Here is a 21,461-nt window from a genome sequence, read left to right on the forward strand (position 1 = left end):
GGGTGATTGAGATGCTGACGTTTTCCGTTTTGGTGGATGATGTTCATCTACCCGGCTGCCTGCCTGAAAAGGGACTGTCGTTGCTGTTGGAGTGCGATGGACTCAAGGTGCTGTTCGACAGTGGTCGGGGCCGGGCGCTGCGGCACAATGCCGAGGTGATGGGGGTAGATCTCGGCTCTCTCACCCATGTGGTGCTGTCCCACGGTCATTACGACCATGTGGGAGGCATCGGCTCCCTGCCCGTCTATTCCGATCCTATTCCATTGATCGCTTGTCCGGATGTGTTCAATGAGCGGGGCTATTTTTTGCCGCTGCCGTTTCGGCGATTCAACTTATATCGCCTCTCGGGGGAGCTGGAGCCCGCCTGGCTGCGATCAAAAGGACTGATCCCCCGCTGCTCGGCCGAGCCGGTCTGGCTGTCCGAGCGGCTGGTGTTCCTGGGATCCATACTGCGACGGGAGCAGGCCAAACCCTCCTTGCTTGGTTACATGGTGCGGGGCGGGCGAGTGGAGAAAGACCTTATCAGCGATGATTCGGCGCTGGTCTACAAGAGCGAGCAGGGTCTGATAGTCTTCATCGGCTGTGGTCACGCCGGGGCCGAGAACATCATCGCGCGGGCCAAGGAGGTGTGTGGCGATGAGCGGATCCACGCCGTCATCGGCGGCCTGCATCTGAAGTTTTCCGGCCCAGAGCGGGCGGTGGCGCTCGGCACTTATCTGCAGGAGGAGGCGGTAGAGAAGCTGTTTGCCTGTCATTGCACCGGCAAACGGAAGGCGGTGCTGCCGCGGCAGCGCCAGATCGGGGCCGGTTTCGAGTACCGATTTCCTGCATAAAAAAACGGCAATCCGAAGATTGCCGGGAGGAATGTATTCGATGCGATCTGACGTGGGTTGAGCGGATCGCAGGGGCAAGCCCCAGGGTCGGCAGGCACAGTCAGCGACCATGCCCGCCTTACAGTCAGTCGGGATACGCTCTCCACCCCGGCTGACCAGCTTCGCTATCGCGTCTGTCCCGCGCCGTGTTGCCGCGATAGGAGGACAGATGCAATCAAATCAATTCGTTACAGCATGCCTGGGATGGCAGCTTTCATTTCAGATGGCCAGACGCCGACCTGGACCTGACCGATGTGCTCTTTTTGCAGCAGCAGCATGGCCAGACGGGATTGGCCGATGCCGCCGCCGATGGTTTGCGGCATGCGTGCTGCCAGCAGATCCTGATGCCAGTCATATTGCAGGCGATCCTCGTCGCCGGTGATGGCGAGCTGGCGGCGCAGGGCCTCTGCGTCCACCCGGATCCCCATGGAGGAGATCTCGAAGCTGTCTTCCAGCACCGGGTTCCACACCAGGATGTCACCGTTCAGACCCGCCAGCCCCAGCTCGCTCTCGCTGCTCCAGTCGTCGTAGTCCGGGGCTCGCACGTCGTGGCGTTCGCCGTGGGAGAGGGCGCCACCGATACCGATGAGGAAGACCGCTCCCAGCTCTTTGGCGATGGCGCGCTCGCGTCCCTTGGCATCGAGGTCCGGGTAGCGGGTCAGCAGCTCTTCACTGTGCAGGAACTGGATATCCGCCGGCAGGAAGGGGGTCAGCTCATGCTCGGCACAGACCGCGCGCTCGGTGGCCTTGATGGCGGCCCAGATGCCGCGCACCGTCTCCTGCAGATAGGCCAGATCCCGGCGCTCGCCCGGCATTACCTTCTCCCAGTCCCACTGGTCGACGTAGACGGAGTGAATGGGGCTGAGACGATCCTCGTCCGGACGCAGTGCCTTCATGTGGGTGTAGATGCCTTCACCCGGGCCGAAACCGAAGCGACCCAGGGTCTGGCGCTTCCACTTGGCCAGGGAGTGGACCACCTCATAGCTGTGCTCCGGCAGGGTTTTCACCTTGACCTGCACTGCATGCTCGCAGCCGGAGAGGTTGTCCTGGGTGCCGTCACCGACCCGGCTCAGAATGGGGGCTTGTACCTCCATCAGGCCGAGTTGCAGTGCGAGTTGGCGGGAGAACATCTCTTTGACGAAGCTGATCTGCTGTTGGCTGCGGATGTAGTGCTGTTTCATGCTGAATTACCTGTCGTGAATCCGTTGAATGCGGTGATTCTTCAACATAATGCCGACTAAATTCAATATTCGATAATAGAAATAGGCTTTGTGTGTTTTTTTCTTCAAAATAAGCCATCAATTAATGATGAATCATTAAAAGGAGCGCAAAAAAGTGTCAGAAAATTATCGGATCGATAATCTCGATCAGGCCATCCTCACCGCCCTGATGGAGAATGCGCGCCTGCCTTACGCCGAGCTGGCCAAACAACTGCTGGTGAGCCCGGGCACCATCCACGTGCGGGTAGAGAAGATGAAGCAGGCGGGCATCATCGAGGGAACGCGGGTGCAGGTGAACCCCAAGAAGCTGGGTTATGACGTCTGCTGCTTCATCGGGATCAACCTCAAGAGCGCCAAGGATTACCCGTCGGCCCTGGCCAAGCTGCAGGCGCTGGACGAGGTGGTGGAGGCCTACTACACCACGGGCCACTACAGCATCTTCATGAAGGTGATGACCCGCTCCATCGACGAGTTGCAGACGGTACTGATCCACAAGATCCAGACCATCGACGAGATCCAGTCCACCGAGACGCTGATTTCGCTGCAAAACCCGATCCTGCGGGATGTGAAGCCTTGAGTCGGGTGGTCTGAGGGGGGCGTTGAGATCCCTCTCCCGTGCGAGACCCTGTCCGCGCAGCAGAATTCGACCCTGTGGGCTATGACACCCTGACCGGTGGATCAGGGTTCGATATAGGGGATGCCGTAGTTGTCGTAGAGGGCCTTGAGCCGGCCGTCCCGCTTCATGTGCAGCAGTTCGGCATCATAGGCTGCCATCAGGGCCGGGGTGTCGGCATCGGCCCGGGAACGGGTCCAGACATTGAAGTAGGGGCTGGTCTTGAGGGGTTTTGGCAGGTAGTCGAGCTTGCCTTCCAGTCCCTCCTCTCTTATCTGGGTGAAGGCGGTGACCAGGGACATGGGCACCACGTCGATGCGACCGGCGATGAGTTTGCGCAGTTGCAGCTGGTTGATGGGGATCTCCTGGAAGTGATAGCTCGGGTCTGTCATGGCTGCCGCGAGCTCGGGGGTATAGGAGAAATCCCGGGTGACACCGATGCGCCAGGGTTTGAGATCCGTCAGATGGTCATAATGGATCCGGCCTGCGGACTCCTTGCGTATGAAGAAGTGCCAGCTATGGAGCATATGGGCCTGTTTGGGGTAGAGCAGATAGGCCTCCCGCTCCGGTTTGTAGGAGTGGGTCAGCAGCAGGTCATAGAAGCCGCTTTCGGCATTGCGGGTGAGCCTGGCCCCCGAATCGATGAGCTCAATCCTGATGGGGGTATGGAGCGTGCCGAAGATGGCGGTGACGAGATCCACATCCAGCCCGCGAGGGTGTCCCTGTGCATCCAGCCACTTGAGAGGAGGCTCCAGGATGCCACCAATGACCAGCTCCCTGGCTGACAGCCAGCAGGGCAGCAGCAAGCAGAATACGAGCAAGCGTCGCACGTTACATCTCCTGAGCACTCGGGACGGGGTCGCATCCGGCAGGGACTGTGACCGGCACCTATCTAACTAGAGACGACCACGGATGGCAAACCCTGAAATGGGGAGGGGACAAACGAACGGTGCCGGTGGGAGGAGGGCGGCGCTGCCTCGACAGGCCGCCCCGTGGCAGAGTCGGGCGGGATGGACCAGCCACTCGCCGGCTGTGGGCGGGAGGGTGGTCGGCATGAAACGTGTGCGAGGTGGCCTGTCTCAGGTTGCCTGACACTGTTTCATCTGGGTGTTGAGGGCCTGCATCACCTGACGACGGCTGATGATGCCCGTCACCTTGCCTCCCTCCATTACCGGATAGACCTTGGGTCTGGCCCCGGCCATCTGGCGGGCGAGATCAACGATGTTGTCATCAGGAGAGACGAACAGCGGGGTCCGGCTCATCAGATCTTCGACCAGAGTACGGGTGTCGCAGTGATAGCTGCCCGTGAGCAGGGCGGGAATGCAATCCTGCTCGGAGAGAAATCCGACGAGGTGCTGATGGTCATCCAGTACCGGCAGGCCCCCCAGGTTTGCCCGATGGAGTCTGTCCAGCGCCTCGGCCAGACCGAGGCCGGGGTGCAGTGAGTGGGTCAATGGCTGCATATGATCGCGAATTTGTAGCATGATGGTGGCTCCATGGGGGTCGATGGGGCCACTATGCCCGGTGGCTGTGACACGGGGCCAATGGGTTTTGCCTCGGACATCGATAGGTCATGGCCGATGAATGGGTCCTCCGTGCGATCCTGCATGGATCGGGGAGGGCGACAACCACAAGGAGAGGGTATGCGTGCATTGGTAACGGGCTGTGGCCGTCGCCTGGGATTCTATCTGTGCGAGCAGCTGGTGGCCGCTGGCTGGCAGGTGACGGGCAGCTATCGCAGCGAACGGCCCGAGCTGGATCGTCTGCGAGACGTGGGCGTCGAGCTGGTACAGGCGGACTTCACCCGGGAAGAGGAGGTGGGCGCCGTGGTGACGGCGCTGGCGGCCCATGAGGATCTTGCCCTGATCATCCACAATGCCTCCGCCTTCGAGCCCCAGGCGGCGGATCCTGCGGTGCAGCTGGCCCAGTTTGATCAGTTCTACCGGGTACACATGGCGGCTCCCTTCCAGCTCAACCGGGCGCTGGCCCCCGCCCTTGCCCGCCAGCCCAACGGGGGCATCATCCACATCACCGATATCTACATCCATGCCCCGGCGCCCCAGTTTGCCGCCTACGTGGCCACCAAGGCGGGAGCCCATTCCCTGGCCATGAGCTTTGCCCGCGAACTGGCACCCGCCGTGCGGGTCAACACCATAGAGCCTGGCCCCATCCTGTTTCTCGACGAGCACGGGGATGACTGGCGCCAGCAGGTGCTGGCGAAGACGCCGCTGGCGCGGGAAGGGGGTCTGGAGCCCATCTGGCAGGCGGTACAGATGCTGATGAAGAACGACTACATGACCGGGGCCAGCATCCGGGTGGACGGAGGGCGCGCCCTCGCCGCCATCTAGGGCAAGGCGGGCCGCCATGACATGAGGCGCCTTTGGGCGCCTCATGTGTGTGAACGGCTCAAGGGTGCCGGATGGAGGCGTGCCGGGAAGGGGGGCCGGGGTGGCCGTTGCCGGGAAGCAGGGCCTCGTCTTGCTGGCAGAGATGGATGGGGGCCTGGCCGATGCGCTGCTTCGCAAACACCTTGCTGCCCGGCAGGCCGAGGGTCACCTTGCCGGAGTCCACACTGCCGCCCTGATACATCTCCGCCAGCAGGTCCCCCAGGTAGGCATCCACCCCGGCCTCGGCGAAGTCATCCCGTTCGCCGCAGGCCAGTATGTCGATGTCCAGTGGCCTGTCCGCCACCTTGCACAGGGGGTTGCTGCGATCCCGGCCATGGGCCAGCTCCATGGTGACAAACTCGGCCTTGAGCTGGACGGGGGAGAGGTCGCTCTGGACGACGAACAGGCAGTTGAGGAAGTCGTGGCGCGAATGCATGCCCACGGGTTTGGTCTGGATGACGGAACTCAGGTGAAGGTGACCAAAGCGGGCCAGCAATTCGGCGACGACCTGACTGACGTGCAGGGCGGGGTCGAGATTGGATCCAATGCTACAGAGGTAAAACATGCTTTCCATTCCTTGGGTTGGGCTCGTCTGAAATATATACGCAGCTCACGGTTATGGGATTCACTATGAATTAACATGTCGTTATCTGTTGTGATCCAACGCTGATTGGCAGAAAGGAGGTTTGCATGAGCGTAGAAATGAAATGGGCACTGTTGGCCGCGTCAGGGGCCCTTGCCATGATCATTGTCATCTGTGTGGCGTCCGTCGGCCTGGCGTGAATCCGGCCTCGGTGAGCAATCAAACCGGCTTTATGGCCGGTTTTGCTTTTTGGGGCAGTGCGGATATGCTGGCTCCCCCATGACGAATCGAGACCGCAGAAGATGACCAAGGTTCGGCCCCGCTCCCTGCTCCAGGTAGTACTGATGGGCTTCGTGCTGGTGCTGATGCCCCTGGGGGGCATGATCTGGCACGACAGTCAGGCTCTCTCCCACCTGGGCCAGCTCACCAGCGACGAGATGGAACGTGCGGTGCGAGACACTCGCCGGGCGACGCTGCTCTCCACCCAGGCCATCGATCTGGAGCGCACCCTGCGCCGCTATGCGGTCCTGGGTGATGACCGCATCCTGGCCAGCTATCGGCAGCAGCTGGTGCGCTACCGGGAACTGCTCGCGACCCATCAGGACTCCATTCCGGATGCCGAGGTCTACGGAGATCTCGAGGCGACGCTGGTCTGGCTCGATGGCCTGCAGGATCTGCGCAAGGCCAGGCAGGAGGCGACCAGCCCCCGTTTCACCGACTTCAACGAACTGAACCAGCAACTGGAAGTGGTCACCCGCAGCCAGGTGGATGATCACGTGACCCGCATGCGGGGCGCCATCGTGGAGCTGAAACAGCAGATCTGGTGGGTCAGCGGCTTCGTGGTCGGGCTCAGCCTGCTGCTGGTGTTGCTCTTTACCTACCTCATCATCCACCCGGTACGTCAGATTGAGTCGCGGATCCTGAGTCTGGGCGCAGGCGTCGAGCCGGATCAGCGCCCGGTGGATGGCCCGGCCGAACTGGTGCTGCTGGGGGAGCGGATCAGCTGGCTGCACGACAAGCTCAAGGAGCTGGAACAGCAGAAATACCAGTTCCTGCGCCACGTATCCCACGAGCTGAAAACCCCCCTTGCCGTGCTGCGGGAGGGGGCTGATCTGCTCTCGGAGCAGCTGGTGGGGCCCCTCAACGGGGATCAGCAGGAGATCTGCCAGATGCTGGAGGAGAACAGCCGCCGTCTGCAGACCCTGATCGAGCGGCTGCTCGACTTCAATCGCCTCAGCCAGCAGGAGGTGTTCACCCTGTCCGAGGTGCCCCTGGCGCCCTTGTTGTCAGACTTGTCCGAAGAGTACCGGCTCGCGCTGGAATCCAAGCAAATCAGTGTACACTTGCCGCCCGAGCCCATCAGCCTGCGGGCAGAGCCCTACCGCCTGCGACTCATCCTCGACAATCTCTTTTCCAACGCGGTCAGCTATGGCGCCAGGGGCGGACAGATCTGGATCCGCGCCGGGGCGGGAGCGGGCGGCGGCTGGCTGGAGGTGGCCAACGAAGGGCCTGTCATCCCGCCAGACGAACGGGAGCGCATCTTCGAGCCCTTTGAGCAGGGCAGCATAGTGCGCCAGGGATTGCTGAAAGGCTCCGGCATGGGCCTCTCCATTGCCCGTGAGTCTGCTATGAGTCTGGGCGGTGAGCTCAGGCTGATCGAGGATGCCCAGGCGGATGTCTGTTTCCGGCTGGATTTGAACGTGCGCCCGAGCTGACGGGCGTGGCGGCGACCCCGCAGGTGCGGGTGGCGCCTTGACACCGAATATTGAGAGGAGCGGGCAGGTGCCTGTTCCCCACCAGGATCTGAAGTGACATTCAAGATGAAACGATTTGTGATTCCCGTATTGATGATAGGCCTGCTCGCTGGCTGTTCCCTGCTGCCTTCTACCAGCCTCACCGAGCCTTCCCAGGAGGCGATCGCCAGGCGGATGGAGTTTGCCAACAAGGAGATGCAGGTGCGCCTGCAATACTCGGACTGGCTGCTGGCCAGCCATCCCCAGCAGCGGATGCAGGAGCGCCAGCGACTGGCCGGCGCCACCGACCTCGAGAGCCGGGTCAGCCTGGCCATGGTCAACACCCACCCGTCCGAATCGGTGGCCAGCCGCCGGGCCGGGCTGGATCAGCTGAAGGCTCTGTTGCCGGAGCTCGGTCTCGATGCCCAGGCCTTCCTGCGCAGCTGGATCGCCCTCGGGGAGGAGCTGCTGGTGCGAGACAGCCGCCGCGACGATCAGAGTCAGGAGGTGAAGCGTCTGCGCCAGCAGATAGAGCAGCTCTCCGCCATCGACGAGCAGCTCAACCAGCGTAAGCTCAATGGGGGAGGTCAGCCATGACAGCTCCGGACCGCGCCGCAATGATCGCGTTTTTCGCCAAGAGGGGGTGAGAGCATGAGCCGTATTCTGCTGGTGGACGATGATGCCAGCCTGCTCAAGCTGATGAGCATGCGCCTGCGCAGCCAGGGTTACGAGGTGGATACCGCCGACAGCGCCGAAGGAGCGCTGGACAGGCTGCGCCAGCAGCGGGCCGACCTGGTGCTGAGCGATCTGCGCATGGGGGGCATGGACGGGCTGGCGCTGTTCGAGCGGATCCAGTCCCAGTGGCTCGGCATGCCGGTGATCATCATGACCGCCCACGGCACCATTCCCGACGCCATCCAGGCGACCCGCTCCGGGGTGTTCAGCTTCCTCACCAAGCCCATCGACAAGGACGAGCTGCTGGTCACCATAGAGCATGCTCTCAGCCTGACCCGTCCGAAGCAGCAGCAGGAGTGGCAGTCCCTCATCCAGACCCGTAACCCGCAGATGGAGCAATTGCTGATCCAGGCGAGCAGCATCGCCACCATGGACGTGCCCGTGCTGATCCTGGGTCCCTCCGGCGTCGGCAAGGGGGTGATGACCCAGGCGCTGCACCAGGCCAGCCACCGCCGCGACAAGCCGCTGCATACCATCAACTGTGCGGCTCTGCCCTGGCCCGCGCTGGACTTGCAGCTGTTTGGCGAGGATGGCCAGTCCGGCCTGTTTGCCGAGGCCAAAGGCGGCACCCTCTTCCTCGACGAGATAGGGGATCTGTCGGAGTCACTCCAGGCCAAGTTGCTCCAGGTGCTGGCGGAGTATGGTCAGGGCACCCCCGAGGTGCGGGTCATCAGCTCCAGCCATCAGGATCTGGTGACCGCCATGGAAGAGGGGCGTTTTCGCGAGGATCTCTTCTACCGCCTAAACGTGGCCAACATCACCCTGCCGCCTCTGAGCGCCCGCAGCGAGGACATCCCCCTGCTGGCCCGTCAGGCGCTGGACGATTACCGCAACCGTCACCCCGATTGCGCCGCCCTCGGCTTCTCGCCGGAGGCGCTGGCCCTGCTGGCCGCCGCGGCCTGGCCGGGCAACGTGCGCCAGCTCTGCGGGGTGGTGGAGCAGCTCGCGAGCCTCTGCTGCAGCCCGGTGATAGGCGCGGCCATGGTGGAGTCGGCCCTGAGTGGCGGCGGTGGCGGCATTCCCTCGTTCAACGAGGCGCGGGCCGAGTTTGAAAAGGAGTACCTGATCCGGTTGCTGCGCACCACGGAAGGCAATGTGACCCTGGCGGCCAACATGGCGGGGAGAAACCGCACCGACTTCTACAAGCTGCTGAATCGGCACGGCATCGAGGCGGCCAACTTCAAGTCGAAGGGATAAATGACAGAGGGGCGGCCGTCGATGACGGGCCGCCCCTCTGGTTTCCGACCGAATCGGTTACCTTATCAGGCTCAGGCTCAGGCTCAGGCTCAGGCCGGGTCGCTGACGCCGCCGGTGGAGAGGGTCTTCTGGGAGAGCCAGAGGCCGCTCGCCTTCATCAGATAGCCAAACAGGGCGCCGATGATGAGGGAGGGCAGAATGAGCCGCCACTCGCCTGCGGCGCCGAAGGTGGCACAGCACCCGGCGAAGGTGCCGGGAATGTAGGCGAGCCACTGCTGCCTGGCCTGTACGCACATCAGGGTGGCCACCACCCCTGTCATCAGATAACCCGCCATGCCGGCCCCCCACCAGGTCTCCCCGTGGATCAGCAGGAGTGCCCACAGCATGCCGGTGGTGTTGCACAGCAGGGTCTGCAACAGCGCCTTGTAACCGCCACTCGAGGCGAAGTAGCTGGTGCAGCCGAGGAAGCCGACCCAGGAGATGAGACCGAGTGCGGCGGCCAGTCCACCCCAGACGGCGGAGAGGATCCCGGTCGTGATGGCGATGGCGAACAGTGGGCTCATGGCGTGACTCTCAGTGGTTGAATCCGGAAAAGGAGGCAGCCTACTCCGCGGTAGAGCGGCAGCAAGCGGGGGCCGGATTGTGTGTGATCCCGATCACTCTTTGCAACTCTGGAATACGCTTGCGCTCGCGAAAAAAATTCATTGGAGACGCCGCAGACCTTGTTCCATAGTTAGAGGCCCTGTCCTGCTCATGGAGTGAGTCTGATGGTGCCAAACGTGATCGTTCCTCTGCTGGTGTTCGTAGTGCTCTTCCTGGCCGGTACCATGGCCAAGGCACTGCCCCTTTACCAACTCATGTAATTCTGTGTGAAAGAAAACTCGGCCGGGGCGGGTCTTATGGTTGTCAACCTCATCGTCCCGGGAGTTTTTTCATGTTGATCAAGCGCCGTACTTCTCATCACCCCACCGAACAGGATGTCACGCCGGAAACCGTCTATCAGGATCGTCGCCGCATCCTGAAAGGGCTGGGCCTGGGCGTCGGTGCCGCCACCCTGGCGTTTCCGGTGAAGGCCAGCCTGCTGGATCTCTTCGCATCGGACAAGCCGGCCACCGTGGCCCCCACCAGACCCCTCGACATCCGTGCCGCGACCCGGCCAGAGGGATTGATCCTCACCCCGGAGGAGAAGGCCACCACCCACAACAATTTCTACGAGCTGGGGACCGACAAGGGGGACCCGGCCCGCAACGGCCATTACCTCAAGCCCGAGCCCTGGACCCTGAAGGTGGAAGGGGAGGTGGCCAAACCCTTCACCCTGGATGTGTGGGATCTTATCAACAAGAGCACGCTGGAGGAGCGCATCTATCGGCTGCGCTGCGTGGAGGCCTGGTCCATGGTGCTGCCCTGGAGCGGCATTGCGCTGGCGGATCTGATCCGCCGTGCCGAGCCCACCAGTCGCGCCAAGTTCGTGGCCTTCGAGACGCTCTATGATCCGGAACAGTTGCCGGGGCAGGCCTCCCGTGCCCTGGGGGGCGGCATCGATTATCCCTATGTGGAGGGCTTGCGCCTCGACGAGGCCATGCACCCCCTCTCCTTCCTCGCCATGGGGCTCTATGGCAAAACCCTGCCCGCCCAGAACGGGGCTCCCATCCGGCTGGTGGTGCCCTGGAAGTACGGCTTCAAGAGCATCAAGAGCATCGTCTCCATCCGCCTGGTGGAGGAGATGCCCCCGACAACCTGGAACCTGCTGGCCCCCAACGAATATGGCTTCTACGCCAACGTCAACCCGAGCGTGGATCACCCGCGCTGGAGCCAGGCGAGCGAGCGTTTCATCGGCGAGGGGGGCATCTTCGGGGCCAAGCGCCAGCCGACCCTGATGTTCAATGGCTACGGCGACGAGGTGGCGTCCCTCTATCAGGGGATGGATCTGCGTAAATGGTATTGAGACTGACGCTCTGCCCGACTGATATCTTGCCCCCTTCTCCCCTGGTGGGAGAGGGGATGAGAAGCGGGAAAAACATGACGGGAACTGCAATATGATGCCGAGACTGAAAACAGCCCATGTCAACGGCTTGCGGGCGCTGGTGCACCTTGGTTCGTTCGGCTTTCTGCTCTGGCTGGGCTATGCCGTGCCAGCCGGGTTGCTGGGGGGGGATCCGGTCCAGGGGCTGACCCATTACCTTGGCAAGGGGGCCCTCCACCTGCTGTTGCTGACCCTGCTGGTGTCGCCGCTCGCCAAGCGCTGGCGCCAGGGGCAGCTCATCAAGTTGCGCCGCCCCCTCGGGCTCTGGTGCGCCGCCTGGGCGTCCCTGCACTTCATGGTCTGGCTGGGGCTGGATCTGCAGTTCGACTGGGGGCTGATTGGCGGCGAGCTGGTGAAGCGCAGCTACATAGTGGTGGGCATGGTGGCGCTGCTACTGTTGCTGGCGCTCGGCATCACCTCGATCCCGGCCCTGTTGCGGCGCATGGGGCCTGCCTGGCAGAAGCTGCACAACTGGATCTACGGGGTGGCTCTGCTGGTGCCGGTACACTACTGGTGGTCGGTCAAGAGCGGGTGGCAGGAGCCCCTCATCTATCTGGTGCTGGCCTGCGCCCTGCTGTGGCCCCGTCGGGAGAAACTGCTGCGCCCCTGGCGCAAGCGCCCGCAAGTGGCCAGGAGGGGGGCGGCGCAACAGCCGTCACGCCCATAGCAAAAGAGGCCTATTCGGCCTCTTTTCTGGTGATCTCGCCGGTGTTGGCATCGACCTGCAACTGGACGCGCTGATCGTCGGCATTCAGGGTATCGACCTCGAATTTGTCCCCTTCCAGCTCCACTTCCCGAATGTCGTGATACCCTTGTGCCAGCAACAACTTGACCAGTCCGGCCATGTCGAGACGTGTCTGCGCCGCCCAGCCAAAGGTGGAAAAGAGGCACAAGATCAGCAGGATACTGCGTGGGATCATATTCATTCCGGATTCATGGCTGGCACACTATAAACGGCATTATGTTAGGTTTTGAGAGATGAATCACCCATGAATAGCGCGCTGCCCCTGCTTGGATTGCTGCTGCCGATGCTGGTTCAGGCGGCCCAGCCGAACGAGGCCTTGCTGCAACAGGCGGTCAGCGAGGGGCGGGTCCGTCCTTTTCATGAGCTGATGGCGGTGGCCTCCCGCCTGCCGGTGCGGGTGCTGCGGGTCGATCTGGGTGAGGAGGATGGCGTCTGGCTCTACGAGCTCAGGCTCATCGACGAGGAGAACAGCGTCATCAAGGTGGGCTACCGGGCTGACAACCTGGAGATGGTGTGGCTCAAGGGCCACCATCTGGAACGCCTGTTCGCTCCGCGCCCGCCCCCGGAAGAGGAGTAACGGCGTGAGTCCGCGAACGTACCGTCATCCGGTTCGTCCCCCCAACCGTTGCCGGTGCCGGCACAACCCTGTTTTGGATACCCATGTATGCGCATTCTGATAGTTGAAGATGAAAAGATCCTCGCGGGCCAGCTGGCGGAGCAGCTGCGTCTGTCCGGTTTCGTCACCGATCTCTGCCACGATGGCAACGAGGCGGGCTTTCTCGGCGAGACCGAACCCTATGACGCCATCATCCTGGATCTCGGCCTGCCCGGTCGCGACGGCCTGAGCGTACTGAAGGAGTGGCGCAGCAAGGGGATGGACACCCCGGTGCTGGTGCTGACCGCCCGTGGCCAGTTGCACGAGAAGATTGAAGGGCTCAACGCCGGGGCGGACGACTACCTCACCAAGCCCTTCCAGGTGGCGGAGCTGGTGGCCAGGGTGCAGGCGCTGGTGCGCCGGGCGGCGGGGAACGCCAGCTCCATCCTCGAGATCGGTGGCGTGCGTCTCGACATGGCGGCCTCCCAGGTGTGGTACGAAGGGACCCCCATCAAGCTCACCGCCCACGAGTTCCGGGTGCTGGGCTACCTGATGCAGCACAGGGGCAAGGTGGTGTCCCGCAGCGAGCTGATCGACCACATCTATGCCCAGGATTTCGATCGCGACTCCAACACCGTGGAGGTGTTCATCGGCCGCATCCGCAAGAAGACCCACGCCGATCTCATCGAGACGGTGCGCGGCCTCGGCTACCGGATCAACGAATGACACCCTCGCAACCGATGGCGGGGTGGGTTGAATGAGGCTGGTACGCACCCTGCGAGGTCGGCTGGTGGTGATCGCCATGGTCTGGTGCGGTCTCTTCCTGTTCGCCACCGGCTTCAGCCTGCAGACCATGATGCGCAACTACTGGCAGGAGGCGGAGGCCGATGGCCTGCGCCTGCAGCTCTACGATCTGCTCTCCCGCCTCGAGATCCAGCCGGACGGCATGCCGGTGGTCACCGAGCCCATGGCCGACCCCCGTTATCGCCAGCCCTACTCCGGCTACTACTGGCAACTGGAGCTGGGGGAGACGGTGGTCAGTCGCTCCCGCTCCCTGTGGGATGCCCATCTGAGTGCCCACGGCCTGAAGTCGGCCTTCGGAGATCCGGATCTCTTCGTCGGCAAGGGGCCCAACAAGGAGCCCCTGCTCATCATGACCCGTACCGTGCTGCTGCCGGGGTCTGATCGGGTCTTCACCCTGGTGATGGCCAAGGACAGCAGCGCCCTGACCCAGACCCTGAAGAAGACCCGCATCAGCCTGTTCCTCGGCCTCGGCTTCGCCGCCACCGGCCTGGTGCTCGGCTTCATGTTCCAGATCCTCTACGGCCTGCGCCCGCTGCACCTGCTGCGCCGCGAGCTGAGCCGCGTCCATCAGGGTCATCAGGAGGGGTTCCGGCTTCGCTACCCCCTGGAGATCCAGCCGCTGGTGGAGGACATCAACCGCCTGCTGCACCACTATGGCGAGCTGCTGCAACGGGCCCGCTCCCACACCGGCAACCTGGCCCACGCCCTCAAGACGCCGCTCAGCATCATGCGCAACCAGGTGACCCAGCTGCCGCCGGAGGATCAGGCCGCCCTCGGCGAGCAGCTCGACCAGATCCAGCGCCACATCGACTATCACCTCGGCAAGGCGCGGGTGACCGGCGCCGCCAAGATCCTCGGGGTGTCGACCCCGGTGCGGGCCCGGGTGGAGTATATCTGCCGCGCCTTCTCCCGCCTCTATCCCGGCAAGACGGTGGACTTGCAGGTGCCGGTCAATCTAGCGGTCGGGGTGGAGGAGCAGGACTTCGACGAGATGGTGGGCAACCTGCTGGAGAACGCCTTCAAGTGGTCTGCCAGCGAGCTGCGCATCTCCAGCGCCGAGCTGGGTGGCTGGATCACCCTGCGCATCGAGGACGACGGTCCCGGCATGAGCGAGGATCAGATCGCCAAGGCAGTGCTGCGGGGGGTGCGCCTCGACGAGAAGGTGCCGGGCTCGGGCCTTGGCCTCAACATCGTCTCGGATCTCGCGGAAGCCTATCGCGGCAGCCTCATCATGGGGCGGGCCGAGCTGGGGGGGCTCGCCGCTTCCCTCTCCCTGCCCAAGGTGGCCAGGGTTGAGTGATGGAGCTCCCCGTCGGGGGACCCCTTTTGTGCCGCCGTGCTGGCAAGGGTGCGGCACCCGGCATAAGATACGTCTCTTGTTTCAGGTGTAGGAAGGGTAGCAATGACTGACGATCCTTGGGCTTTGTGCCATCTCGATGATTCGTTCGATGCCTCGGTGCTGGGCACCAAGGGGGCCCAGATCCAGTGGTTCGAGGACAGGGATGCCCTGATCCAGTTCCTGCTGGAGGACTTTGTCGACCTGCTGGCCGACGTGGGCGAGCTGGACGAGGATCAGACCGAGAGCGCCCGCGAGCGCTTCACCCTGCTGGTGGAGCAGAGCCTGGATGATCGCACCCTGATGGATGCCATCAACGATCTCGCCTCCGGCCTGCGCCGCATTGCCTGGCTGGGGCCCCTCTCCGAACTGGCGGAGTTGAGCGACGACTTCGCAAGCGGGCTGCGTGCCTTCTTCTGGAGCCAATATGACGGTGACGAGGATGACCCCGAGGCCTGGGTGCCGGAAGATCTCTGGCCCCAGCTGGTGGAGTGTGCCGAAGAGTACATGGTGGAAGGAGACTTCTGAGCCACCTTGTCCCCACTCTGGCTGCAAGGCGGGTGGAGTATGCGGAAGAGTATATGGTTGAGGGTGACTTGTGATTCTGAGCCACACCACAAACTGCGATAAGAAAACGGCGCCTTGATGGCGCCGTTTTTGTTGCTCAGTCCTCTACTCAGCCGTTGGCCGGTACCTCGTGCGCCGTGTTGGCTAGCACTGGCCCGATATACTTCTCTATCTGCAATTGGGCCATGTGGCCGCAGTTGCCCTGGGCCAGACTGGACGAGCCCTCGTCGAAGGTGAGGCAGTTGACGTTGCCGTTCTTGCAGATGCTGCCCGCTTCGCCCGGCTTGGCCGGATCGTACCAGGCCCCTTCACACACCCGCACTACCCCGGGCCGGATATCGGCGGAGAGCAGGGCACCCACCAGGATCTGGCCGCGCTCGTTGAAGGCCCGCACCAGATCGCCATCCTGGATGCCGCGTGCTTTGGCGTCGTCCGGATGGATCAGGATCGCCTCCCGATCGGCGATGGCGAACTTGTCCCGCAGCGGGGTGTTGTCGAGCTGGGAGTGCAACCGCTGGGTCGGGTGGGAGGTGTTGAGCGACAGCGGATAGCGCGCCGCCACCTCGCTCTTCACCCACTCCTTGGGCTCATACCACTTGGGATGACCGGCGCAGTCGGCATAACCCATCCCCGCCACCGTGTTGGAGAAGATCTCGATCTTGCCGGACGGGGTACCGAGCGGGTTGAGCAGCGGGTTCTCGCGAAAATCGGCGTGACGGATCCACTGGCGGTTGGCCTCCGGGATCGGGAAGCGGATGTAGTTGTTGGACTCCCAGAACATGTTGAACGGCGGCAGCGCCACACGTGCGCCACGGGCCTGCGCCGCCATGCCGTCGTACATCTGCTTGAGCCACAGCATCTCGTCCTTCCCTTCGGTGTACTGCTCCTGCACGCCCAGCTTGGCGGCGATGGCGCTGAAGATGTCGAAGTCGTTGCGGGCTTCAAACTGGGGCGGCACGCACTGGTGCATCGGGAAGACGTAGCGCTGGGAGTAGTCGCCGCCCATCTCCAGATCGTTGCGCTCGTAGCTGGTGGTGACCGGCAGCACGATGTCGGCGTGTTTGGCGGTAGCGGTCCAGTAAGGCTCGTGAACGATCACGGTCTGCGGTTTGCGCCACGCCTGCAGCAGGTTGTTGGTGTCCTGATGGTGGTGGAAGGGGTTGCCCCCCGCCACGTAGACCAGCTTGATGTCCGGATAGGTCACCTTGCGGCCGTTGAAGTCGATGGTCTTGCCCGGATTGGCGAGGCAGTCGGCGATGCGGGCCACCGGGATGGGGGCCGGGCTGTTCTTCGGTGCGTTGCCGGCGGAGATCCCCGCCAGAATGCCGCCCTTGGCGGTGGGGCTGCCACCGGAGGAGTAGTGGTAACTGAAGCCGTAGCCGCCCCCCGGCAGGCCGATCTGGCCCAGCATGGCAGCCAGAGTGACCAGCATCCAGTTGGGCTGCTCCCCGTGGTGCTGACGCTGCATGCCCCAACCGGCCATGATCATGGTGCGCTTGGCGGCCATGTCGAGGGCCAGTTGGCGGATCACCTTGGCATCGACGCCGCAGACGCTGCTCGCCCACTCGGCGCTCTTGGGCTGGCCGTCCTCTTTGCCGAGCAGATAGGCGAGGAAGGTGTCGAAGCCGACAGTGTAGCGATCGAGGAAGGCCTGATCGTGCTTCTTCTCGCTGTAGAGGGTGTGGGCCACCCCCAGCATCATGGCCACGTCGGTGTAGGCGTTCGGGGCAATCCACTCGGCGCCGACCAGCTTGGCGGTCTCGTTGTAGACGGGGTCGATGCTGATGACCCGGGTGCCTTTCTCTTTCAGCGCCTTGAAGCCCGCTTGACCTTCGTGATCCGGCATGTTCCAGCTGTTCTTCAGGGTGACCTGGGCGTTGACCCCCCAGAGCACCACCAGTTCGGTGTGCTCCACCACGTTGGGCCAGGCGGTCTGCTGCTCGTACACCTCGATGGAGCCCATCACGTGGGACATGATCACCTGAGCCGCGCCGGTTGAGTAGTCACCGGCATAACCGGTGAAGCCGCCCGAGAGGTTCATCAGGCGGTGCAGCAGGGTGCGGCTGTTGTGGAACATGCCGACACTCTTCCAGCCGTAGGAACCGGCGTGGATCGCCTGCGGGCCGAAATCAGACTGAACGCGCTGGATCTCGCCGGCCACCAGGTCGATGGCCTTTTCCCAGCTCACCCGTACCCACTCGTCGGCACCGCGCAGCTCCGGTCTGGCGCCCGGGCCGTGCTCCAGCCAGCTTTTGCGCACCATGGGGTACTTGATGCGGTTCTTGGCGTGGACCTGGAACGGCGCCATGTCGATGAGGTCATTCGGTGCCGGATCGTCGGCCACCGGCTGGACCCGCACCATGCGGCCCTCGGAGACGATGGCCTCGAAGGCTCCCCAGTGGGCGCCGGTCAGGATGCCCTTCTGGGCGGGCACCAGGGTGGGGAACTGCTCAAGGGCCGTGCTGACGGCCTTGGCCAGGGCGCTTTTCGGGAAGAGACCAGCCAGCAGGGGCAAGGCGGCACAGGCCCCCAGCCCCTTGAGCAGAGTACGGCGGGAGAGGTTGGTCTGTTGGTCATTGAAAAAAGTCATGGGAGAGTCCTCTGTTCCTGCCTTAATGGGCCGCGCTCATGTCGCTGGCGTGTTTCTGCACGTATTGGGTGAGCATGCGCGCCTGCTCCGGGGTGAGGGAGGTACGAGACTCCATCCCCTTGATAACGCCGATCCACTGGTTGGCGTTGAAGTGATCCAGCGCGGTGAGGCCGTGACAGCCGGTGCAGTTGTTGGACATCAGGGTGGAGGCGTATTGCCACAGCTTGCCCTGGTCGCCGATGAGCTGGCTCTGGTCGACCCAGGCGGTCAGGCTGACCTGATGCCAGGTGAGGTTGGTGGCGCTGTCGGTTTCGCTCTTGCCGGTCACGAGGGCTTTTCTGGCGGCTTCGCCGACCAGCACGCTCAGGATCCGTTTGCCGGGGGCGGCGTAGAACACCTCGCTCACCCCGTCCTGCTGCCAGCCGTCGATGCGCACCTGGGTGCGGCCGTTGTCGTTGGCCAGCACTTCCACCTGGGTGGAGGGCATCAGGGTGCCTTCATCAGTCTTGGCGCCGGCATCCAGATAGAGCGGGGTGGTGGCGATGGCATAGCGGGTGGTGACGGTGGCCGGGGTCTGGGCGGCGGCTTGCGCCAGCTCGCTGGCACCGGCGGCAGCCAGGCCGCTCATGTCCGGCATGATGTGGGCAACGCCGCGGTGGCAGTCGATGCAGGTCTGACCCTCCTTGATGGCGACCGGGTGCTCGGCGCGGGCATTGGGGCGCTGGGCCAGGATGTCCATGGCGGCGTAGCTGTGGCAGCTGCGACAGGTGGCGGAGTCATTGGCCTTGAGCTGATCCCACACGGTCTGGGCCATGCGCAGCTTGTGGGCCTCGTATTTTTCCGGTGTGTCGAGGGTGCCGATCGCCTCGTGATAGATGTCTTTCACGGCGCGGATCTTGGTCCAGAGATAGGCGGCGGGTTCACTGGGGATGTGGCAGTCGGCGCACTCGGCGCGGATCCCCTTCACGTTCTGGAAGTGGACACTGCCCTGATATTCGGCGAGGGGGGTCTGCATGGAGTGGCAGGAGACGCAGAACTCGGTGGAGCTGGTCTTGTGCAGCACGGTGACGGTGACGCCCAGTGCAGCGACCCCCAGCAGGGCCCCGAGCAGCAGAAGCCAGAACCAGGTCTTTCTCAACAGTTTTCCAAGCATGGTGACGGTGTCCTTCGAATTCGGGTATTACCAATATAGTAGTAGTCCAAAGATTCAAAGGGTTGACCTCGGTCATGATTTTTATTTCGACATGTAAGTAATTTTTGGTTTTGTTATTTGTTTGGGCATGCTTTTTTGAATTTTAATCGCACTTTTACCCTTCAACGGGAGCGGGATGTCCTGTGATGGGGGCGATGCCTAAGTCGGGGCGGGGAGGCCGCGCACCACCCCGGGGCTTGGGGTTTGTGGCGGGAGGATTGTATACTGTTCACATATACAGTATTCAGGTGTATCCATCATGCGACTCTTTATCGCCGAGAAACCCAGCCTTGGCCGCGCCATCGCCGATGTCCTCCCCAAACCGCACAAGAAGGGGGATGGTTTCATCGAGACGGCGCAGGGAGACGTGGTGACCTGGTGCATCGGCCACCTGCTGGAGCAGGCCGAGCCCGATGCCTACGATGCCGCCTACAAGCAGTGGCGCATGGAATCCCTTCCCATTGTCCCGACCCAGTGGCAGCTGGTGGCCAAACCCAAGACCAAGGCCCAGCTGGCCGTCATCAAGGGGCTCATCAAGCAGGCCGACTGCGTGGTCAACGCCGGTGACCCGGACAGGGAAGGGCAACTGCTGGTGGACGAGGTGATCGACTTTCTCGGCTATCCCAAGACCAAACCGGTACAGCGCTGCCTCATCAGCGATCTCAATCCCCCCGCCGTGCGCCGCGCCCTCGACAAGCTCAGGGACAACAAGGAGTTCGTACCGCTGGCGGTGTCGGCGCTGGCCCGTAGCCGTGCCGACTGGCTCTATGGCATCAACATGACCCGGGCCTATACCCTGCTTGGCCGCAAGGGGGGCTGCAGCGAACTGCTGTCGGTGGGTCGGGTACAGACCCCCTTGCTCGGTCTGGTGGTGCGCCGGGATCTCGAGATCGAGGCCTTCGTTCCCAAGCCGTTCTACGAGGTGATGGCCCATCTGTTGACCCAGGGCAACGAACGCTTCACCGCCAGGTGGCTGCCATCGGAGGCCTGTCTGCCCTGGCAGGATGAGGAGGGACGGGTGCTCAACCGGGCGCTGGCCGCCAAGGTGGTGGAGCGGATCCAGGGGCAACCCGCCCGGGTGGAGGCGGTGGAGGAGCAGGCGCGCAAGCAGGCGGCGCCGCTCCCCTACAACCTCTCCAGCCTGCAGATCGACGCGGCCAAGCGCTTTGGCATGGATGCCAAGCGGGTGCTGGATATCTGCCAGAGCCTCTACGAGCGGCACAAGCTCATCACCTATCCCAGATCCGACAGCCGCCATCTGCCGAGCGAGCACTTCCACCGGGCCGGCCAGGTGCGGGAGGCCATCGCCAGCACGGCCCCTGCGCTGGCCAGGGCGGTCGCCGAAGCGGATGGCAGGATCCGCAGCAAGGCGTGGAACGACAGCAAGGTGGATGCCCACCACGCCATCATTCCCACCGAGAAGAGGGGGAACGAGGGGAGCCTGGGGGCCGACGAGGCGAAGCTGTACGGCCTGATTGCCCGCCAGTATCTGCTGCAGTTCTACCCGCCGTTCGAGTACAACGACAGCAAGGTGTTGCTGCGCATCGCCGGAGGGCTGTTCCAGGCCAAGGCGCGCCGCATCCTCAAGGCGGGCTGGAAGGCGCTGCTCGGAGTGGAAGAGGATGACGAGGAGGAGGCGGGAACCCTGCCTGCCCTGAAAGAGGGGGAGGAACTGCTGTGCGAGCGGGGGGAACTGCTGGAGAAGATGACCCAGCCCCCCAAGCCGTTTACCGATGCCACCCTGCTGGCCGCCATGACCGGCATCGCCCGTTATGTGCAGGATCCCGAGATCCGCAAGACCCTGCGGGAGACCGACGGTCTGGGCACCGAGGCGACCCGGGCCGGGATCATCGATCTGCTGTTCAAGCGCCGCTTCCTGGTGCGCCAGGGCAAGAGCATCAAGGCCACCCCGACCGGGCGAGCCCTGGTCCAGGCGCTGCCCACGACCGCCACGACACCGGACATGACGGCACTGTGGGAGCAGAGTCTGGGTCAGATCGCCGAACGTCACGGCAGCTACCAGCAGTTCATGGGGCCGCTCACCGAGCAGCTCAACGGCCTGATCGAGGGGGCGCGGCAGGATTCCGGCGCCAGCTTCAGCGCGCTGCCCAAGGCGGCGCCCGGTGACAGCAAGCAACGCTTTGCCCGCCGCAAGCGGACTGGGTCCACCGCGGCACGCCCCCGCACGAGCACGGGCAAGAGTGCTCGTGCGGGGAAGAGCCCTGGAAAGAGCACTGGTAAGGGGACGACCAGGGGCAAGGCTGCCTGA

Annotated in this window: 22 protein-coding genes; 14 read left to right on the forward strand and 8 right to left on the reverse strand. The window is 63.4% G+C overall.

What is annotated here, in order from left to right; genetic code table 11:
* Window positions 1-11 precede the first annotated feature (11 nt).
* Window positions 12-833 carry an MBL fold metallo-hydrolase gene (locus AB5Y89_RS15100; RefSeq protein ID WP_368224078.1) on the forward strand — a complete coding sequence of 274 codons (822 nt, stop codon included), beginning with the start codon at window positions 12-14 and terminating at the stop codon, window positions 831-833.
* A 227-nt stretch (window positions 834-1,060) separates the two neighbouring features.
* Here the strand turns inward: AB5Y89_RS15100 and asnA are convergent, their stop codons facing one another.
* Window positions 1,061-2,053: an aspartate--ammonia ligase gene (gene asnA, locus AB5Y89_RS15105; RefSeq protein WP_010675987.1), complete on the reverse strand. Its 993-nt coding sequence runs from the start codon at window positions 2,051-2,053 to the stop codon at window positions 1,061-1,063.
* A 154-nt stretch (window positions 2,054-2,207) separates the two neighbouring features.
* On the opposite strand from asnA, the gene asnC reads away from it, so the two are divergent.
* A complete protein-coding gene (gene asnC, locus AB5Y89_RS15110) occupies window positions 2,208-2,669 on the forward strand; it encodes a transcriptional regulator AsnC (RefSeq protein ID WP_010675986.1) in 462 nt (153 codons plus the stop codon).
* A gap of 101 nt (window positions 2,670-2,770) precedes the next feature.
* On the opposite strand, the gene AB5Y89_RS15115 is transcribed toward asnC, so the two are convergent.
* Together AB5Y89_RS15115 and AB5Y89_RS15120 are read right to left on the reverse strand one after the other, a co-directional pair.
* The gene (locus AB5Y89_RS15115) at window positions 2,771-3,535 is read right to left on the reverse strand and encodes a substrate-binding periplasmic protein (RefSeq protein WP_368224079.1); all 765 of its coding nucleotides are present in this window, start codon (window positions 3,533-3,535) and stop codon (window positions 2,771-2,773) included.
* Between the two features lie 249 nt (window positions 3,536-3,784).
* The gene (locus AB5Y89_RS15120; protein WP_029314862.1) at window positions 3,785-4,189 is read right to left on the reverse strand and encodes a CBS domain-containing protein; all 405 of its coding nucleotides are present in this window, start codon (window positions 4,187-4,189) and stop codon (window positions 3,785-3,787) included.
* A 159-nt stretch (window positions 4,190-4,348) separates the two neighbouring features.
* Here AB5Y89_RS15120 and AB5Y89_RS15125 point away from each other — a divergent pair, with 159 nt between their 5' ends.
* Window positions 4,349-5,053, forward strand: a complete 705-nt coding sequence (locus AB5Y89_RS15125) for an SDR family oxidoreductase (protein ID WP_368224081.1) — start codon at window positions 4,349-4,351, stop codon at window positions 5,051-5,053.
* A 58-nt stretch (window positions 5,054-5,111) separates the two neighbouring features.
* Here the strand turns inward: AB5Y89_RS15125 and folK are convergent, their stop codons facing one another.
* Window positions 5,112-5,657 (reverse strand): 2-amino-4-hydroxy-6-hydroxymethyldihydropteridine diphosphokinase, encoded by a 546-nt coding sequence (folK, locus tag AB5Y89_RS15130; RefSeq protein WP_368224083.1) that lies wholly within the window; start codon window positions 5,655-5,657, stop codon window positions 5,112-5,114.
* A gap of 137 nt (window positions 5,658-5,794) precedes the next feature.
* Between folK and AB5Y89_RS15135 the strand changes: the two genes are divergently transcribed.
* The 4 genes from AB5Y89_RS15135 to AB5Y89_RS15150 all read left to right on the forward strand — a co-directional run bounded on the left by AB5Y89_RS15135 (window position 5,795) and on the right by AB5Y89_RS15150 (window position 9,340).
* On the forward strand, window positions 5,795-5,875 hold the full coding sequence (locus tag AB5Y89_RS15135; RefSeq protein WP_223302605.1) for a YnhF family membrane protein: 81 nt from the start codon (window positions 5,795-5,797) through the stop codon (window positions 5,873-5,875).
* A gap of 102 nt (window positions 5,876-5,977) precedes the next feature.
* Entirely contained in the window at window positions 5,978-7,390 is a 1,413-nt protein-coding gene (locus AB5Y89_RS15140; protein WP_045522797.1) for a sensor histidine kinase KdpD, read from the forward strand.
* 105 nt (window positions 7,391-7,495) lie between these two features.
* The gene (locus AB5Y89_RS15145) at window positions 7,496-8,005 is read left to right on the forward strand and encodes a hypothetical protein (protein WP_039039694.1); all 510 of its coding nucleotides are present in this window, start codon (window positions 7,496-7,498) and stop codon (window positions 8,003-8,005) included.
* A gap of 54 nt (window positions 8,006-8,059) precedes the next feature.
* Window positions 8,060-9,340: a sigma 54-interacting transcriptional regulator gene (locus AB5Y89_RS15150; protein ID WP_041211929.1), complete on the forward strand. Its 1,281-nt coding sequence runs from the start codon at window positions 8,060-8,062 to the stop codon at window positions 9,338-9,340.
* An 89-nt stretch (window positions 9,341-9,429) separates the two neighbouring features.
* On the opposite strand, the gene AB5Y89_RS15155 is transcribed toward AB5Y89_RS15150, so the two are convergent.
* Window positions 9,430-9,903 carry a DUF1097 domain-containing protein gene (locus AB5Y89_RS15155; protein WP_042014355.1) on the reverse strand — a complete coding sequence of 158 codons (474 nt, stop codon included), beginning with the start codon at window positions 9,901-9,903 and terminating at the stop codon, window positions 9,430-9,432.
* 371 nt (window positions 9,904-10,274) lie between these two features.
* On the opposite strand from AB5Y89_RS15155, the gene msrP reads away from it, so the two are divergent.
* Window positions 10,275-11,285 carry a protein-methionine-sulfoxide reductase catalytic subunit MsrP gene (msrP, locus tag AB5Y89_RS15160; RefSeq protein WP_323923178.1) on the forward strand — a complete coding sequence of 337 codons (1,011 nt, stop codon included), beginning with the start codon at window positions 10,275-10,277 and terminating at the stop codon, window positions 11,283-11,285.
* Window positions 11,286-11,376: 91 nt separating this feature from the next.
* Window positions 11,377-12,030: a protein-methionine-sulfoxide reductase heme-binding subunit MsrQ gene (gene msrQ, locus AB5Y89_RS15165; RefSeq protein WP_049636028.1), complete on the forward strand. Its 654-nt coding sequence runs from the start codon at window positions 11,377-11,379 to the stop codon at window positions 12,028-12,030.
* A 10-nt stretch (window positions 12,031-12,040) separates the two neighbouring features.
* Here the strand turns inward: msrQ and AB5Y89_RS15170 are convergent, their stop codons facing one another.
* Window positions 12,041-12,289: a PepSY domain-containing protein gene (locus AB5Y89_RS15170; RefSeq protein WP_049636027.1), complete on the reverse strand. Its 249-nt coding sequence runs from the start codon at window positions 12,287-12,289 to the stop codon at window positions 12,041-12,043.
* A 63-nt stretch (window positions 12,290-12,352) separates the two neighbouring features.
* Between AB5Y89_RS15170 and AB5Y89_RS15175 the strand changes: the two genes are divergently transcribed.
* The 4 genes from AB5Y89_RS15175 to AB5Y89_RS15190 all read left to right on the forward strand — a co-directional run bounded on the left by AB5Y89_RS15175 (window position 12,353) and on the right by AB5Y89_RS15190 (window position 15,371).
* Complete coding sequence (locus AB5Y89_RS15175; RefSeq protein WP_041211926.1) at window positions 12,353-12,685, forward strand: PepSY domain-containing protein; 333 nt, start codon at window positions 12,353-12,355, stop codon at window positions 12,683-12,685.
* 87 nt (window positions 12,686-12,772) lie between these two features.
* Window positions 12,773-13,429 (forward strand): response regulator transcription factor, encoded by a 657-nt coding sequence (locus tag AB5Y89_RS15180; RefSeq protein ID WP_005332666.1) that lies wholly within the window; start codon window positions 12,773-12,775, stop codon window positions 13,427-13,429.
* A 31-nt stretch (window positions 13,430-13,460) separates the two neighbouring features.
* Window positions 13,461-14,807 (forward strand): sensor histidine kinase, encoded by a 1,347-nt coding sequence (locus AB5Y89_RS15185; RefSeq protein WP_010675971.1) that lies wholly within the window; start codon window positions 13,461-13,463, stop codon window positions 14,805-14,807.
* 102 nt (window positions 14,808-14,909) lie between these two features.
* Window positions 14,910-15,371, forward strand: a complete 462-nt coding sequence (locus tag AB5Y89_RS15190; RefSeq protein WP_010675970.1) for a hypothetical protein — start codon at window positions 14,910-14,912, stop codon at window positions 15,369-15,371.
* Window positions 15,372-15,519: 148 nt separating this feature from the next.
* Here the strand turns inward: AB5Y89_RS15190 and torA are convergent, their stop codons facing one another.
* Both torA and AB5Y89_RS15200 read right to left on the reverse strand, forming a co-directional pair.
* A complete protein-coding gene (gene torA, locus AB5Y89_RS15195) occupies window positions 15,520-18,000 on the reverse strand; it encodes a trimethylamine-N-oxide reductase TorA (RefSeq protein WP_368224085.1) in 2,481 nt (826 codons plus the stop codon).
* Between the two features lie 22 nt (window positions 18,001-18,022).
* Entirely contained in the window at window positions 18,023-19,153 is a 1,131-nt protein-coding gene (locus tag AB5Y89_RS15200; protein ID WP_368224087.1) for a NapC/NirT family cytochrome c, read from the reverse strand.
* A 298-nt stretch (window positions 19,154-19,451) separates the two neighbouring features.
* Here AB5Y89_RS15200 and AB5Y89_RS15205 point away from each other — a divergent pair, with 298 nt between their 5' ends.
* Window positions 19,452-21,461, forward strand: a complete 2,010-nt coding sequence (locus AB5Y89_RS15205; RefSeq protein ID WP_368224088.1) for a DNA topoisomerase III — start codon at window positions 19,452-19,454, stop codon at window positions 21,459-21,461.

The organism is Aeromonas sp. s4, assembly GCF_040907855.1.
GTDB classification, from domain to species: domain Bacteria; phylum Pseudomonadota; class Gammaproteobacteria; order Enterobacterales; family Aeromonadaceae; genus Aeromonas; species Aeromonas caviae.

What these genes read in the sequence shown, in the direction of transcription:
- AB5Y89_RS15145 (WP_039039694.1), top strand. Translation starts at nt 7,496, where the DNA reads ATGAAACGATTTGTGATTCCCGTATTGATGATAGGCCTGCTCGCTGGC.
- AB5Y89_RS15180 (WP_005332666.1), top strand. Translation starts at nt 12,773, where the DNA reads ATGCGCATTCTGATAGTTGAAGATGAAAAGATCCTCGCGGGCCAGCTG.
- AB5Y89_RS15155 (WP_042014355.1), bottom strand. Translation starts at nt 9,903, where the DNA reads ATGAGCCCACTGTTCGCCATCGCCATCACGACCGGGATCCTCTCCGCC.
- AB5Y89_RS15100 (WP_368224078.1), top strand. Translation starts at nt 12, where the DNA reads ATGCTGACGTTTTCCGTTTTGGTGGATGATGTTCATCTACCCGGCTGC.
- folK (WP_368224083.1), bottom strand. Translation starts at nt 5,657, where the DNA reads ATGTTTTACCTCTGTAGCATTGGATCCAATCTCGACCCCGCCCTGCAC.
- msrQ (WP_049636028.1), top strand. Translation starts at nt 11,377, where the DNA reads ATGATGCCGAGACTGAAAACAGCCCATGTCAACGGCTTGCGGGCGCTG.
- AB5Y89_RS15135 (WP_223302605.1), top strand. Translation starts at nt 5,795, where the DNA reads ATGAAATGGGCACTGTTGGCCGCGTCAGGGGCCCTTGCCATGATCATT.
- AB5Y89_RS15185 (WP_010675971.1), top strand. Translation starts at nt 13,461, where the DNA reads ATGAGGCTGGTACGCACCCTGCGAGGTCGGCTGGTGGTGATCGCCATG.
- AB5Y89_RS15205 (WP_368224088.1), top strand. Translation starts at nt 19,452, where the DNA reads ATGCGACTCTTTATCGCCGAGAAACCCAGCCTTGGCCGCGCCATCGCC.
- AB5Y89_RS15120 (WP_029314862.1), bottom strand. Translation starts at nt 4,189, where the DNA reads ATGCTACAAATTCGCGATCATATGCAGCCATTGACCCACTCACTGCAC.
- AB5Y89_RS15175 (WP_041211926.1), top strand. Translation starts at nt 12,353, where the DNA reads ATGAATAGCGCGCTGCCCCTGCTTGGATTGCTGCTGCCGATGCTGGTT.
- AB5Y89_RS15190 (WP_010675970.1), top strand. Translation starts at nt 14,910, where the DNA reads ATGACTGACGATCCTTGGGCTTTGTGCCATCTCGATGATTCGTTCGAT.
- asnA (WP_010675987.1), bottom strand. Translation starts at nt 2,053, where the DNA reads ATGAAACAGCACTACATCCGCAGCCAACAGCAGATCAGCTTCGTCAAA.
- AB5Y89_RS15140 (WP_045522797.1), top strand. Translation starts at nt 5,978, where the DNA reads ATGACCAAGGTTCGGCCCCGCTCCCTGCTCCAGGTAGTACTGATGGGC.
- torA (WP_368224085.1), bottom strand. Translation starts at nt 18,000, where the DNA reads ATGACTTTTTTCAATGACCAACAGACCAACCTCTCCCGCCGTACTCTG.
- AB5Y89_RS15125 (WP_368224081.1), top strand. Translation starts at nt 4,349, where the DNA reads ATGCGTGCATTGGTAACGGGCTGTGGCCGTCGCCTGGGATTCTATCTG.
- AB5Y89_RS15200 (WP_368224087.1), bottom strand. Translation starts at nt 19,153, where the DNA reads ATGCTTGGAAAACTGTTGAGAAAGACCTGGTTCTGGCTTCTGCTGCTC.
- AB5Y89_RS15150 (WP_041211929.1), top strand. Translation starts at nt 8,060, where the DNA reads ATGAGCCGTATTCTGCTGGTGGACGATGATGCCAGCCTGCTCAAGCTG.
- msrP (WP_323923178.1), top strand. Translation starts at nt 10,275, where the DNA reads ATGTTGATCAAGCGCCGTACTTCTCATCACCCCACCGAACAGGATGTC.
- AB5Y89_RS15170 (WP_049636027.1), bottom strand. Translation starts at nt 12,289, where the DNA reads ATGAATATGATCCCACGCAGTATCCTGCTGATCTTGTGCCTCTTTTCC.